The organism is Microvirga lotononidis (assembly GCF_034627025.1).
In the GTDB taxonomy this organism is placed as follows: domain Bacteria; phylum Pseudomonadota; class Alphaproteobacteria; order Rhizobiales; family Beijerinckiaceae; genus Microvirga; species Microvirga lotononidis.
Genome location: NZ_CP141048.1, coordinates 4,155,893 through 4,170,325, shown reverse-complemented (window position 1 = coordinate 4,170,325; position 14,433 = coordinate 4,155,893). Strand labels below are relative to the sequence as shown.

Sequence of the window (14,433 nt, the reverse complement as noted above, 5' to 3'; positions counted from 1 at the left end):
GCTATGCTCACCACAGCTGCAATGCTATCTTTCAATGGCCTTATAGAGCATTTCGCAGTGAGACCGCAGTGAAGTTGGCTTCCGAAACCCCAAGGTTCAGACAGGACATGATCGTCGTCCTGAACAGCGACATTCACACGAGCGCGTGAAGCGGCTCATTCCGCCGAAATCATTATGTCAGACATGTCAGATTTGAGGAAAGGGAGGCACGGATGAAGGCCGTCATTCAGTCGGGGGGAAGAGGAACGCGCCTGAGGCCATACACATCGGTTCTACCGAAGCCATTGATGCCAATCGGAGCCAAGCCCGTCATCGAACTACTTCTGAAGTGGCTGCGGCGTAACGGCATCGAAGACATCTACATCACGACCGGATACCTGGGCCACCTGATCCGTAGCTTCTGCGGCGACGGCAAGCAATGGGGCATGAACATCACCTACACTCAGGAGACAGAGCCGCTCGGCACCATAGGCCCCCTGACGCTTCTTCGAGACAAGCTGGACTGCACGTTTCTCGTTCTGAATGGCGACGTTCTGACGGATCTCAGCCTCAACGCTTTTAGCTCCTTCCACCGCAGCCACGGTCATCCTCTTACGATTGCCACGACGACGAGAACCACGAAGATGGATTTCGGTGTGGTTGACGATGTCGACGGGGTCGTGACGCGGTTTCGCGAGAAGCCCACGCTTTCGAATTGCGTCAGCATGGGAGCATACTGCATGGAGCCGGAGGTGTTGCGTTACATTCCCTCCGGCATGCCCTTCGGTTTCGACGACCTCGTGTTCTGCATGATGGAGAGAAGCGTTCCTGTCCACATCTACAAGCATCAGGGGCTCTGGCTGGATATCGGCCGGGTCGAGGATTTTCACAAGGCACAGGAAATCGACTGGGACGATCAGGTCCCATCGCTGGCGGCGGCCGCCGTTTGAAACGCAAGCATACCATCAGCATAACGAGTTCGTTCATCGGAGATCATCATGCTCGCAGCGGCACCCGCCACGAAGGTCGATATCAACGAAGCACCTCTGACACCTGTCACCGACTTCTCCTTTATCCCAGTGGCAGATCCTGTGCTCGGGTCGGACGAGAAAGAAGCCCTGTGTGAGGTGATCGACAGCGGCTGGATAACAATGGGGGAGCGGGTCCAACGCTTCGAGGAAGATCTTGCGAAGATACACGCCGTGGATGAGACGATCGCCGTCAATTCCTGTACCGCTGGTCTGCACCTCATCCTCCATGCGCTCGGAATCGGTCCGGGCGATGAAGTCTTGGTTCCCTCTCTAACCTTTGTGGCTACGATCAATTGCGTTCTGTATGTCGGCGCCAAGCCGGTTCTCGTGGACATCGAGTCTCTCGATAACCCCTTGATGTCCTTGGAAGAGGCGGAGAGTAAGTGCACGGAGAGGACGAGGGCGATCATCCTCGTTCACTACGCGGGCTACCTGGCGGACCTCCCCGCCTGGAAGGAGTTCGCGGATCGGCGAGGTTTACTGCTCATCGAGGATGCCGCTCATGCGACCGGTCTCAAGGAAGTCGGAACCTACAGCGTTGCGGCGGCGCTAAGCTTCTATGGCAACAAGAACATGACGACCGCGGAAGGTGGCGCGATCATCGCATCCGATCCGGACCTTCGCGATCGGATGCGGAAGATGCGCGGCCATGGCCTGACGAGCGGCACGTTCCAGCGCCATAACGGATCGGGGCCCGGCTACGACATGATCATGCTGGGTTTCAACTTCCGAATGGACGAGCTGAGGGCCGCGATTGGGATCGTGCAGCTGAAGAACCTCGAAGCCTGGAACCTCAAAAGAAGGCAATTGACGAACCTATACCGGGCTCTTCTGGAAGAATATGTCCCCGAAGTCGTGGTTCCTTTCGATGAAAACACGACGTCGTCCTACCATATCATGCCTGTGATCCTACCGGGCGACGTCGATAGATCCCGCGTGATCAAGTCGCTGCGTGACGCGGGCATTCAGACGACGATTCATTATCCTCCCGCTCATCTGTTCTCGTACTATCGTGAGCGACTTCCCTCGGTAAAGCTTCCGAAGACAGAGGAATACAGCGAGCGCGAACTGACGCTTCCACTTTTCCCCCGTCTGAATGACGCCCATGTAGAACGGGTCACGCAGGCCCTTGCGAAGTCGGTTCATTGTGAGTGAGGTCAGATCAATGCTGAAATCGCAAGCCCAGGGCCGTTTATCGACTGTCCTTCGGTTGGGCTCGGAGGCGACGCGGCGTTTATTCGACATTGTCTTTTCCGCCCTTTGTCTTATCCTCCTAGCTCCCGCTCTGCTGTTGATCGTCGCGGCGATCTGGCTGGAGAGCGGGCGCCCGATCTTCTTCAAGCAGGTGCGCCTCGGTAAGCACGGTCGCCCCTTCCACATGTACAAGTTCCGCAAATTTCACAAGGATAGCGGAACGAGTGGCCCTCCGCTCACCTTGCAGAAGGACCCGAGGCTGACCTCCGTCGGAAACTTCCTGGCATCCTCGAAGTTCGACGAGCTGCCGCAGCTCTGGAACACCCTCCGGGGCGACATGTCGGTCATCGGCCCTCGTCCGGAATCCATGGCGTTCGCAGATTGCTTCACAGGCACTTTCACGGAAGTGCTGGATCACAAACCCGGCATTCTCGGGCCAAGCCAGGTCACCTTCCGAAATGAGAACGCCCTTTATCCGCGAGATTCCGATCCAACCGAGTTCTACCGTCGGGAGATCTTTCCAGCCAAGGCGCTCATTGACCTGCAATACTATTCTCAGCGGAGCTTCCTTCAGGACATCATGTGGCTCGTTTATGGCGTGCTCGCCGTCCTTCGTATCGGTCCCAGACTGCCGAGAGCGAAACTGGCAAACGTCCATGGTGAGAGTCCGCACGTGATGATCCCGCCACCGAAGTCTCCTCTGACGATCCATAATGCGGCCAAGACACGGGGTACTGAAGCGTGAGATACGAAGGCACCAGGGTTCTCATCACCGGCGCAGACGGCTTCATCGGCTCTCACCTGGCGGAAGCTCTTATCGCCCAGTCGGCCAAAGTGACGGCTTTGAGCCTGTACAATTCCTATGACAGCTACGGATGGCTCGACGACCTCCCGGACGATGCCCGGTCCCGCGCGAAGCTGATCCGTGGCGATCTGCGCGACTCCGCGTTCATACGCCGGATCGTGCGCGATCAGGACGTCGTCTTCCACCTCGGCGCTCTGATCGCGATCCCTCAATCGTACAGCACGCCTCATGCGTACGTGGAAACCAACATCGTCGGGACCCTCAACGTCCTCGAGGCGGCGCGAGAGTTCGGGGTCAGGCGTGTGGTCCATACGTCCACCAGCGAGGTTTACGGGACGGCCATCACGATGCCGATCAGCGAGTCCCATCCCCTACAGGGACAATCGCCCTATTCGGCCTCGAAGATCGGTGCCGACATGATGTCGGAAGCCTTCGCTCGGTCGTTCGATCTGCCCGTAGCCATCCTCCGACCATTCAATACCTTCGGCCCTCGTCAGAGCGAGCGTGCCATCATCCCGACCATCATACGGCAAGCCCTTGACCGAAACTGTCACGAGATCCGCGTTGGCGATACATCTCCGGTTCGTGATCTGACGTTCGTTCAGGATACGGTCGCCGCGTTCCTCACCCTCGGATCCGCACCCAATATCGAATTCGGCAAAGCGTACAATGCGGGAAGCGGTTCCGCCGTCACGGTTGCAGACCTGATCAACCTGATCCTGGAAGCGACGAACTGCGGCAAACCTGTCGTTCAGGATCCCCAGCGCCTCCGGCCGGTGAATTCCGAGGTGCGTGCCCTCCTGGCTGATAGCAGCCGGCTCCATCGGGAGGCTGGATGGCAGCCGCGGGTGCGTCTGTCCGATGGTCTAGAACGAACGATTAACTGGTGGCGGGACCGTATTGATCGCGGCCTCGTCCGGCGAGACGCAGGCTTCAGCACCTAGAGCTGTTCCTGGCCAAGAGCGCCATGCGATCGTTTCGTGCGGTCCAATGCCCACGAACGGACCGCCAGGCATTGTAGTTTCCGAACCGTACGGTTGGACATCTCGCTGAGATGAAAGCGGCAGCCGCAGGATGCTCGCGCAAGCGGCAAGGATCCTGCGGCTGCCAGCGCCCGAAACGACCGGACAGTATCGGAGAATGGGGGATCGAGCAGTTCAGATGTGGCGCGGAAACTCTCACAGCGCGGATCTCGCGCCTCCCATCCACTCTACGATGGAGGACGGTTCCCTTTCCAACGGCACTAATGCGGGGGCTTTTCGCCGTGTCGTCGACCGGGCGACCGGGCAGTTTCACACGCTGAGAAAGCACCCCTTCATCCGCAGCGCAAGTGTGGCCGTCGGAGGGGCTGCAACGGCTCAGTTCCTCACGATCGCCTTCTCTCCTCTGATTACGCGTCTCTACGGTCCTGAGGCCTTTGGCGCGGTCGGCGTCTTCACCGCGACGGTTATGATTATCGGCTCCTTTGCGGATCTCATGTACGGGACCGCGATCGTTCTGCCTCCATCCGGCACGGAGGCCCGATCGCTCCTCAAGCTTTCCGCTCTCATTTCGATCGTCATATCTGCAATCTCGCTTCTGGTTTTCGGGGTCTTCCGGCATGAGATCGCGGCTGCCATAGGATTCAGTGCTTCGCCGGACCTGCTGTTCTTCGCTCCAGTCCTGATCTTGCTCTCAGGCTTGTGCCAGCCGCTTCATCACTGGCTTTACCGACAGGGCAAGTTCAACGAAATCTCACGCATCAACATCATCGAGGCGCTGGCGAACAACGTCTCGAAGGTGTCGATCGGGTTCGTGTCGGCCACGGCCCCGGTGCTCCTGGTGCTCGGCATTCTATCAAAGCTTCTGCAAACGATCCTGCTATGGTTCCGAGCGCGTCCCTCCATCATGCGGCGGGAGGAGGCTTCGGCTCACCCATCGGATTCTCCGCCTACGGCGAACTCCCTGCGGGCCGTGGCCTACCGCTACCGTGATTTTCCCCTCTTCCGCGCGCCCCAGAAATGGTTCCGCGACCTGTCCTATACGATCCCGTCGCTGATGCTTGCCTCCCTCGTCGGCCCATCGGCCGCCGGCTTCTACCTCCTGTCGACCCGCGTCATTCAACTTCCCAATACCGTCATCGCGGAAGCGGCGGGGCCCGTATTCCTTGCCCGCATTGCCAAGGCCAGCCACGAATCGGACGCTCTGCGACCGATCCTGCTCAGGGGGACCGTCGCTCTCGCCGCGATCGGGCTGTTGCCGTTCGGGTTTGTCGCAGTGACCGGGCCGTGGCTGTTTGGATTGGTCTTCGGAGCCGAATGGGTGATCGCCGGCGAGTATGCGCGCTGGCTGGCGCTGTCTTCCTACTTTGCGTTCATAGCGGTGCCGACGCTGAGCGCAGTTCCACTGATGAACCTGCAAGGTCACCTCCTCGTGTACGAGGTCGGCACCACGGCTCTTCGGGCCGGCGCTCTGGCCTTCGGCGCGCTGTATCTCCAAAGCGATCTCGCCGCGATCGCTCTGTTTGCACTTGCGGGATCAGGCGCGACCCTCGCGCAGATCCTCGTGTGCCTCGTCCTGTCCAACAGCCGCGTCCGTGCCGGGTGATGCGGCTCCTGATCTGTTCATCGGACGGAGTCTATTCCTGATGTGGCATCGAAACTCCGCAGAGCATGAATTGTCTAGTCATACTTGGGAGCACCCCTTGAGGGCAAAAGACACCACAGCTTGATGGAGGATACAATTGGATAGCGCATTGCTCGATTCTACTTGATGCCCTGGTGCCACGCATGTCGTTCCCTTTGATCTGCCACCCTGACAAAGCGGTTCCGAGTGACGTCTGAATCCGATGCCCTTTGCCGACGGTGACGTTTGCGTCAGAAAAGAGAATAGTCGATGAACTACGTAGATGGACCTCTGATCGACAGCTACCACGACGAGAGGCAATCCTCCTCATCCGATTACCCCTTCGTCAGCGTTATCATGCCAATCCGGAATGAATCGCGTTTCATCGAGGCGAGCCTCGGCGCAGTGCTTGCGCAGGATTACCCCGGCGATCGGATGGAAGTCCTGATCGCGGACGGCATGTCGACGGATGACACCCGCGACATCATTGCCCGTATCGCGGGTTCGCATCCGGACGTTTCTGTCATGATTGTCGACAATCCGGGGCGCATCGCGTCGACCGGCCTCAATGCCGGGCTGGCGCAGGCGCGCGGCGACGTCATCGTTCGTGTCGACGGCCATACCTTTCTGGAACCGGACCATGTTCGGCAATGTATCGAGGCCCTTCAACGTTCGGGGGCCGACCACGTGGGCGGCCGAATGGAGACCGTGAGCGAAGGACCGTTCGGCGAGGCGGTGTCCTGGGCGACCGGGACGGGTTTCGGCGTTGGGCACGGCCGTTTTCACTACTCGGATCACGAAGAGTGGAGCGATACCGTTTCGATGGGTGCCTGGCCCCGGCAGGTCTTCGAGCGGATCGGACTTTTCGACGAAGAGCAGGTGCGCAACCAGGACGACGAGTTCAACTATCGCCTTCTCGAGCACGGCGGCAAGATTCTGCTCTGCCCGAGCATAAAGTCGAAGTACTACAACCGCAGCACGCCCCGCTCGCTCTGGAGGCAGTACTACCAATACGGCTACTGGAAGATCAGGGTCATGCAGAAGCACCCTCTCCAGATGCGTCCCCGCCAGTTCGCACCTCCTCTCCTCGCGGCAGCTCTGCTCGCCACGTTTGTCCTGTCTCCCTTCTTCGCTTGGGCGGCATGGGGCTTGGCGCTTGTCCTGGGAAGCTATCTTGTCGCGAACCTCATAGCATCGACGCTAACCGCCCGGCAGGCCGGCTGGCGCCTCATGCCCCGTCTCTCTTTAGCGTACGGAATCCTCCATCTGTCCTATGGATTCGGCTTTCTGGTCGGCTTGATCCGCTTCTGGAACCGGTGGCATGATCGGGGAGAATGGGCTGCCCTAAAACCGGCTTAGCGGATTGGCAGGGAGGGAATAAAGCAGCCCTTTCTTCAAAGTAACTGGAGGTATAGCAAAGGGCCATTCAGAATGTATCCGGGAATGCTGATGGAACGGGAGGTAACAGCCGCCATGCCGCGCGTGCTGACATATCACGACGTTGTCGAAGAACACCCCGACGCCAGCGGCTTTCCGGGCGGTGGCCCGGCGTTGTACAAGCTACCTGCGCGTGTATTTGCACGCCATCTCGACGCCATCGCGGCCACGGCAGCTTCGCCGATCCTGTTACCACAACTCAGAAGCTCGCATGTGGATGATGCAACGCCCCTATTGATTACGTTCGACGACGGTGGCGTTAGCGCGGCGAACATCATTGCGGATGCGCTCGAGCGAAAAGGCTGGCGCGGACATTTCTTCGTCACGACCGATTATATCGGGCGCAAAGGTTTCATGACGTCGGCGCAGATTCGCGACCTCACCTCAAGAGGACACATCATCGGCACACACTCCTGCAGCCACCCGCGACGGATGTCGGCATGTTCCCCGCAGATATTGCGCGACGAGTGGCACCGAAGCCGGATGGTCTTGTCGGAGATCCTGGACAAGCCGGTCACGGCCGGTTCGGTCCCAGGTGGCTACTACTCGGAGAACATTGCAATCGCGGCCGCCGCATCGGGCTTGACGGACCTCTTCACCTCGGAACCTACGACTCGCATGACGATGGTGAATGGACTGCGCGTCTATGGCCGCTTCTCGATCTACCGACGGACGCCGCTGACCAAAGTCACCGCAATTGCGTCGGGCCGCCGGCTTGCGATCGTGCGTGAGGCGGTTGCATGGGAGTTGAAGAAGGCGATAAAGCTTGCCGGCGGAGAGACTTACCTGAAGCTTCGTAAGCTCATCCTAGATCGTCAGCATCGCTATTTACTGTGAAGACCTTTCGCTCACTTCTGCCAATGCGAATGGTCGCTCCGTTCTTCCAGCAGACGCTTCGTTAGGTCGTGTCGCTCCCCGGGAAAGCTCGGTCCTGAAACCAGAACCGAAGCCGAGATCAGGACCGACAGCGCTCCTGCCGCGCCGACTCCCATCATACTTGCCGTTGCATCGATGGCGCTCGCAAATCGTCCTGGCGAGATCAGTTGGCCCAACTCGAGGCAACAGGCGTAAACCATGAGGGATATGGCGGCGAAGACTCGTCTCCGCGGATATCCGAACATGAAGAACAACGTAGCGCCGAAGTACGCGGCGAAATGCTCGAGCCGGGTCGGAGCACCGGTCCGGATTTCAAGATCCCCGGGGATCAGTGACAAGTACGCGAGCAGCACGACGCAGAACCATGCACAGATACGCAGGTTCCGTTGACGGAAGACGCTCAGCACAGGACACTCCTTTGGATTTTGAAGATGGCGATCGCGATGCCGTTCTCCGACGAAACTGCGGTCGAAGCTGCTCGATATGCGCTTCCGGCAGGCAAGCCGGAGGCGGCATCGGACCGGCGGCTCAACCAGCCGTCAGTCCGCGGGACCATGGCAAATACCCGTGACATCGACAGCTCGCATCATTCGGTTGCCTTGAAGATTTCACGCGGAAGCATGACCTCGACGACGTCGCCTGGCATGAGCTCCGTATCGTAGACCGCGTCGGAGCCGGACCAGGTGTTCCCATCCTTCCTGAAAATCTTGAAGCTGGGATTGTCGGTCGTGTTCTCCTGGCCTCGGGACTTCAACGCTCCGACATGCATGAGTTTGTCGCCGGCAGCCTGGATCCTCGTACGAATGTCGGCCAGCCGGTTCTCCGCTTCCTCGCGCTCCCGGACCAGCCTCAGCCGTCGCTGATCGTCGACACGCTGCAGCTGCCGCTTCTGTTCTTCCTCGCCTCGCCTGGCGATGGTGAGGTTCGCTTCCGTCTGGAGCAGCCGTTCGGAGACGAAGCTGAGCGCCCGCTGCTCCTCGGAGAGCCGCCCGATGGAGGTCAGACCCTTCTCCAGATTCTGCCTCAATCGGGCAACATCGGCGGCCTGCTGCTGGTAGCTTTGCATCAGCTCCTCCCGCAACCGCTCGAGGGTGCCGATCTGCGACTGCGTCTGCTCGACCGATTTCTGAAGGGACGCAACTTCCTTCTTGTAATCCTCCAGGGCGATGTCCAGCTGTTCCATCTGCGCGCGCTGCACCTTCGTCAGGGGCTGACCTCCAGAACCGGCGCCGTCGGCGCTCTTGCTGGGCGCCCCGCTCAACTCCCCGGATAGGCGCGCGACGACGGCCTGCTGCCGAAGGTACTCGGCATGAAGCAGGCGGCCTTCCGCCTGCAGATCCACTTCCTGCATGGCAGGGTCTACGCCGGCTCGGGCGCGCATGACGTCCAATCCTCCGGCGAGCGCGATCGCTTGGCGGATCGTCATTTTGGCCCGGTATGGGAGTTCGCCGGGCCGCGAGACGTCTCCGTTCACGTAGATGGGCCGGTTCTCGGCGATCGTGACGGTGATTTCCTCCGGGTAGATATAGACGGCCCGCTCGCTCCCGTCCTGGGCTCTGTTGCGGACTGTCTTATTGGTCAGGTCGTTCCTCAATTTGCTCTGGAGGTCGTTCAGGGTGAGCCCGGCCACGTTGACCAGTCCAATCAGTGGAAGCGAGACCTGTCCCTCCATGTTGACGGTCGCTCGCTGACGAAGCTCCGGCAGCCCGACGACGGACAGCTCGATGACGTCGCCTGGCGCCACGAGATAGGACGCCCAAGCCCCGGTCGCATTGAGCCCCATGAGCACCGGCACCGCTGCAAGCAGTCGGGTCAACGACACGAGGCCAGCGCGAACGGAGTCATGAAAGAACGGCATAAGGTTTGCTCCGAGAAATCTGTGTCCACCAACTGGGCTCACGCGCCCAGCACCCCACCGACGATGACCGGTACGGCTCCACGACGCCCATCGTACCGCCGCGAAAAGTCCCAGCGATGGGTATCCCCATGGCTGTTCTGAGCCTTGGCAGATTAACGAGTGCTTCGACACGCTCGGTACCGTTCCCACCACGGGAGAATAGAATTTATAGAAGATTGGAGGCCCGGCCCATACTATCCTGGGGCGGTAATACCAAGTTGGTGAGTAGCGCGGATCGGATCCTCTCCTGCCCCTCTTGCCGCAGAAGGCCCTTTGGAAGCAGAAGATGTCGGGCCGCACGACCCCGCAAATGGAGCCCTCTCCTGTTCTTTCGTGTCGATCCGTACAAGGGACAAGGGGCTCGATATGGCTTAGGATCGCTCAAGCGGTCATTCTTCGGTGCAATTTTGACTCACGATCGCTTCCGCTACCACTATTCAGGCGCTCAGATGGCTAGGAAAGTAAGCTCTGAGCCGGACAGGGATGCGCGATCGAGGCGAGGCGGATTTCATCGCGCAGCCAGGTGCATTGAGGAACGGGTTTGAACGATGATGCGTACAGGTCGAACACGGATTGGGCTAATCTTGACCGTCACGGTCATCTCGATTAGCGCCCTTGCGCTGCTCCTCATCCGGTATCAATCCCGTGCACTCGCCTCGATCGCCACGACCCACCTCTCGTTTTCATTGCTGCAATGGTCAGCCTCCGTCCTGGAGCAGGAGGTTATTCAGTATCAAGGGATGATTTACCGGATCGCCGCCTCCAGCCCGCACAACTTCCAAATGCTCGACGATGACATCCTTCGGTTCGAGGTTCGCCGGGGAGACCGGTACCGGTCGGCCTCCTGGACGGACGAGGAAGGAATTGAACGTTCTGAGATGGGCGAGACGTCGAACCACAAGCTGACGGGCGAGGGCAGCCACTTCCACGCGACGTACAAGATGATGATCGAGCCGGGCGCCAAGAACACCGCCCAGTGGCTCGTCACCGGCCAGCTCTTCACCGGAGGCACGCCGCCCTTCGAGATCAAGTTCATGGGCAACGACAAGATGGCCGTGGTGATCAAGTACGGCACCTCGAGCTCGCCGGTCGAGAAGACCATCTACCTCGACACCGCCGACATCCAGCGCGGCAAGTGGTACGACATGGAGGTCGACGTCCAGCTCGACGCCGCCGGCAGCAACGGCCATGCCTATGTCTGGCGCGACGGCGCCAAGATCGCCAACTACACAGGCAAGATCGGCTACACCAACGCCACCGAGTCGCACTGGGAGATGGGTGCCTACCGCAAGTCCCCGACCGGCGGCGAGAGCTTCGCCGTCAACTACAAGGACATCGACCTGACCTACGGTTCCGCCGGACACAGCGACGGGAACTAGGGCTTATCGACATTCAGAAGATCCGGAGCGATGCGTCATTTCACGAGACGAAGATCATCGTGCCATGATGCAGGATCGGACTGCAGGTGACTGACGGAATCTCTCTCGGCGTCTTGGATGCGCGCGCCCCAAAGAGCATTATGCGCGTAGTCGTTATTGACCAGCGTCATGCCGAGAGCTTTGGAGAAACGCTCGGCCGCCGCGGGGGCGAGATGGTATCCGTCGAGAAAATCGTCGGGACCGGTGCGCTCGATGCCTTGCAGATCGACGAGCTCTGCGCCGCCCCGGCTGATGGTATTGTGGAGGTCCTCAGGCAGCGGATATCGCTCGGGAAGAGGTGTGGCGACGAACACGACTTTGATGCCATCACTTGCGACGATATCGAGGAATCTGGCGAGCTTATTGTAAGTGGGAGGCTTCGCGCGCGCTTCGCCCTGCTTGCTGCTGCGGAAGTAATTGTTGATGACCGGAGCAAGCTCCTGATAACCCGGAATCATCGTGAGGATGCGTTTCTGAATACGCTCTCTGTTGGCCCAGAGCCGTGACGTAGCGCCGAGCATGTATCTGGCCCGATCGCTGAGAGAGAGGACGTCGTGCGAGAGGGCTTCCGAGGCGAAAGCCAGCCCGGCAAACTCGCCGCCGAGACGCTCGATACTATGAACCGGACCGTCCTCTAGATGTTTGTCGGCAAAGCAGATGACGAGCAGTTGAGGCTGAGCTCTGCTCGGTTGAACGAAACGACGATACACGTAGTGCCAATCGGTCAGGATCGTGTCGTCCGGATAAACGAGACCGATCCGGGCGTCCGAACGATTTGTGTTCGCCCATGCTCCCTGCACGACATCCGGAAAGACCCCTCGATGCGTCAACGAATTCCCGAGAAAGAGGATGCGAGGGGCATTCCCTTGTTTAACGAAGCTGAGGATCGCCGGTATCTCTCTCAGGTGCTGCATGTCGTGGGACAGCCAGTCCTCAGTGAAGTAAAGACCGGCCTCACCAAGAAGCAGGACGGCCAGCACGCTGGCGATCACTTTCCATTCGGATCTAGAATTGGAAGTAGATGAATTCATGGCTTTCCGGTGCTTGGAAGAAGACGAGCATGAGAACTGCGTACGCGTATACGCCGGCACGGGCGATCCAGGGGCTTTGTGCAAGGCTGAGAAGATTGTTCGCACGAGAGCTCGCCCAATACTCGAAAAGGAACAGAGGAAGGGCATAGAATGCGATCAAACCCAGCATGGCGACGGCCGTCGGAGTGACACGCCAGTCAGTAGCCATAAGGTAGAGGAAGTCACCCACCTGGTGCATGCTTGTGGCACGGAACAAAAGCCAGCCGAAGCAGACAAGATGAAACATCAGGATAATTCGCCAGCTGCGATCCATGAAAGAGAGCGGCTTTGCTGTCTCCCAGCCCATGAACCTGTAGATCGACAGAAGCGCCCCATGATAGAGGCCCCAGAACACGAAGGTCCAGTTGGCGCCATGCCAGATGCCGCCGAGGATCATCGTGATCATGAGGTTGCGGAGAACCATGGACCCTCCGCCACGGTTGCCGCCCAGTGCGATGTAAAGGTAGTCGCGCAACCACGTGGATAGGCTAATGTGCCAGCGGCGCCAGAAATCGCTGGGGGAAATCGCCAGATAGGGAACCTTGAAGTTGTCCATCAGGTCGATGCCCATCCATCTTGCGACACCCTGAGCTATCGAGCTGTAGCCTGAGAAGTCAGCATAGATCTGCCACGCAAAGGCATAGACACCGACAAGACATTCGAGGCCCGTGAGCTCGGATGTATCGCGACTGAAGACGGTATTGACCAGAACGGCCATGTTGTCGCCGATCACGACCTTTTTGAAAAGACCTAGAAGGATGTAGTAAAGTCCGACTGCGAAGTCGTCCGACCGACGGATCCGCGGCGTTTCAATCTGTTTCAGAAGTCCTCGTCCAAGGGCATCTTGCCCTTTCGCGCCAGAGCGCATGATCGGCCCGGCGACGAGATGCGGGAAGAATGAGACATAGAGAGCAAAGTTCCAAAAACTCGTAGCGGGTTTTGTCACCCCACGAGCGATATCGAAAATATAGCTCATGCTCTGAAAGGTGTAGAACGATATCCCCACAGGAAGAAGCACTTGGACGACCGGCAACGATGCGTGGATACCGATCGAGTTGAGCGCCGTAACGACCTCATTGGAGAAGAAGTTGTAGTATTTGAAGACGCCAAGCAAAAGCAGGTTGACGGCCACCGACAACCAGACAAGTCGCTGCTTGGTCGCTTGCGTTGAAGTCGATGCTATCAGGAGCCCCAAATAGAAATCCATCACAGTAGAAAACATAATAAGAGGCAAAAACCGCCAGTCCCACCATCCATAGAAGAGGTAGCTGGCTGCCAGCAAAAAGAATGTCTGAAGGCGAAATGGAAGAAGCCAGTAAATCGGTAGGACAATGGCAAAAAACAACCAGAATGTCCAACTGTTGAATAACATGTTTCTCTCGTTCAAGAGTGTCGGATCAGCTGATCTGAATATGTCGCTTTTGACCTATATGCGCGGGAGACATTGCTCTTGATTTTGGAAGATAACAATTGGCTCATTCGGGTAAGACGCACGTACCCAGAGCCGAGCCAATCTGATCAAGATCTCGAGGAACATGGATGCTTTCGAAAGGCTCATTGTTCCGGCTATGGTTCTGTCGCTTATTGTCTTTCAAGGCAACAGGCAAATTTACGCCGCTTGAATACAAACGAAGAGATAGCCTGCCGGGAGTATCTATGACAGCCGGCCCAGTCGAAATGGGTATTTCTCTCGAAAGGTCTTCAGACCTGTTCCTGTAATGGCTTCCTCCGGAGACAAACGTCTATCGGACGAGCATTCATGCAACTCTTCGTCTGCGGTCATCCGACGCGCGCCCTGGCATGATCGGGCGCATCCTGAGCGCGCGGAACAGTTGCCGACGGAATTGGTGCCGTAACGGCAGGGCGGTGATCCAAGCTGCTGTATAAAGCTGTTTCGACAGAGTGAAGCCGCTTCGCCGTACATCGAAGCCACGGAGACGACGGGTTGCGATGACCTCGCCTTGCGCGGAGCCGGCAGGCCGTAGCACGCCTGGACAATTGTCCAGCCGTTACCGTCCGGCTGCTGGGCTTGAAGCGCTCTGCTCACATCTCCAGCCGCAGCGAGCCAGCGCCCACTTCGTCTCGACCCCAATGCCACGCCGTACTGCATCTTACGGGTGAT

At 58.7% G+C, this 14,433-nt stretch carries 12 protein-coding genes; 8 read left to right on the top strand and 4 right to left on the bottom strand.

All coding sequences use genetic code 11. The annotated features are described in order from the left end of the window. Positions 1-212 precede the first annotated feature (212 nt). The 7 genes from U0023_RS19705 (at position 213) to U0023_RS19675 (ending at position 7,887) form a co-directional block, all read left to right on the top strand. Positions 213-929, top strand: a complete 717-nt coding sequence (locus tag U0023_RS19705; protein WP_009491676.1) for a nucleotidyltransferase family protein — start codon at positions 213-215, stop codon at positions 927-929. A gap of 48 nt (positions 930-977) precedes the next feature. After that, entirely contained in the window at positions 978-2,165 is a 1,188-nt protein-coding gene (locus U0023_RS19700) for a DegT/DnrJ/EryC1/StrS family aminotransferase (RefSeq protein WP_009491675.1), read from the top strand. A 10-nt stretch (positions 2,166-2,175) separates the two neighbouring features. Beyond that, entirely contained in the window at positions 2,176-2,949 is a 774-nt protein-coding gene (locus U0023_RS19695; protein WP_009491674.1) for a sugar transferase, read from the top strand. Continuing rightward, positions 2,946-3,953, top strand: a complete 1,008-nt coding sequence (locus U0023_RS19690; protein WP_009491673.1) for an SDR family NAD(P)-dependent oxidoreductase — start codon at positions 2,946-2,948, stop codon at positions 3,951-3,953. Before U0023_RS19695 ends, U0023_RS19690 begins: the two co-directional genes overlap by 4 nt. A 217-nt stretch (positions 3,954-4,170) precedes the next feature. Then, positions 4,171-5,595 (top strand): lipopolysaccharide biosynthesis protein, encoded by a 1,425-nt coding sequence (locus U0023_RS19685; RefSeq protein ID WP_009491672.1) that lies wholly within the window; start codon positions 4,171-4,173, stop codon positions 5,593-5,595. A gap of 288 nt (positions 5,596-5,883) precedes the next feature. Then, positions 5,884-6,972 (top strand): glycosyltransferase family 2 protein, encoded by a 1,089-nt coding sequence (locus U0023_RS19680; RefSeq protein WP_009491671.1) that lies wholly within the window; start codon positions 5,884-5,886, stop codon positions 6,970-6,972. An 84-nt stretch (positions 6,973-7,056) separates the two neighbouring features. Then, positions 7,057-7,887, top strand: a complete 831-nt coding sequence (locus U0023_RS19675; RefSeq protein WP_052600520.1) for a polysaccharide deacetylase family protein — start codon at positions 7,057-7,059, stop codon at positions 7,885-7,887. 11 nt (positions 7,888-7,898) lie between these two features. Here the strand turns inward: U0023_RS19675 and U0023_RS19670 are convergent, their stop codons facing one another. After that, entirely contained in the window at positions 7,899-8,333 is a 435-nt protein-coding gene (locus U0023_RS19670) for a VanZ family protein (protein ID WP_009491669.1), read from the bottom strand. Positions 8,334-8,512: 179 nt separating this feature from the next. After that, the gene (locus U0023_RS19665; RefSeq protein WP_009491668.1) at positions 8,513-9,784 is read right to left on the bottom strand and encodes a polysaccharide biosynthesis/export family protein; all 1,272 of its coding nucleotides are present in this window, start codon (positions 9,782-9,784) and stop codon (positions 8,513-8,515) included. A gap of 623 nt (positions 9,785-10,407) precedes the next feature. On the opposite strand from U0023_RS19665, the gene U0023_RS19660 reads away from it, so the two are divergent. Further along, a complete protein-coding gene (locus tag U0023_RS19660) occupies positions 10,408-11,202 on the top strand; it encodes a heparin lyase I family protein (RefSeq protein WP_009491666.1) in 795 nt (264 codons plus the stop codon). 35 nt (positions 11,203-11,237) lie between these two features. Here U0023_RS19660 and U0023_RS19655 read toward each other — a convergent pair whose 3' ends face one another. Together U0023_RS19655 and U0023_RS19650 are read right to left on the bottom strand one after the other, a co-directional pair. Next, a complete protein-coding gene (locus U0023_RS19655; protein ID WP_040638441.1) occupies positions 11,238-12,233 on the bottom strand; it encodes a hypothetical protein in 996 nt (331 codons plus the stop codon). Between the two features lie 13 nt (positions 12,234-12,246). Further along, a complete protein-coding gene (locus U0023_RS19650) occupies positions 12,247-13,683 on the bottom strand; it encodes an MBOAT family O-acyltransferase (protein WP_009491662.1) in 1,437 nt (478 codons plus the stop codon). Between the last annotated feature and the right edge of the window lie 750 nt (positions 13,684-14,433).

Excerpts from the sequence above, each read along its gene's own strand:
- U0023_RS19705 (WP_009491676.1), top strand. The coding sequence starts at position 213 with ATGAAGGCCGTCATTCAGTCGGGGGGAAGAGGAACGCGCCTGAGGCCA.
- U0023_RS19700 (WP_009491675.1), top strand. The coding sequence starts at position 978 with ATGCTCGCAGCGGCACCCGCCACGAAGGTCGATATCAACGAAGCACCT.
- U0023_RS19695 (WP_009491674.1), top strand. The coding sequence starts at position 2,176 with ATGCTGAAATCGCAAGCCCAGGGCCGTTTATCGACTGTCCTTCGGTTG.
- U0023_RS19685 (WP_009491672.1), top strand. The coding sequence starts at position 4,171 with ATGTGGCGCGGAAACTCTCACAGCGCGGATCTCGCGCCTCCCATCCAC.
- U0023_RS19680 (WP_009491671.1), top strand. The coding sequence starts at position 5,884 with ATGAACTACGTAGATGGACCTCTGATCGACAGCTACCACGACGAGAGG.
- U0023_RS19675 (WP_052600520.1), top strand. The coding sequence starts at position 7,057 with ATGCTGATGGAACGGGAGGTAACAGCCGCCATGCCGCGCGTGCTGACA.
- U0023_RS19665 (WP_009491668.1), bottom strand. The coding sequence starts at position 9,784 with ATGCCGTTCTTTCATGACTCCGTTCGCGCTGGCCTCGTGTCGTTGACC.
- U0023_RS19650 (WP_009491662.1), bottom strand. The coding sequence starts at position 13,683 with ATGTTATTCAACAGTTGGACATTCTGGTTGTTTTTTGCCATTGTCCTA.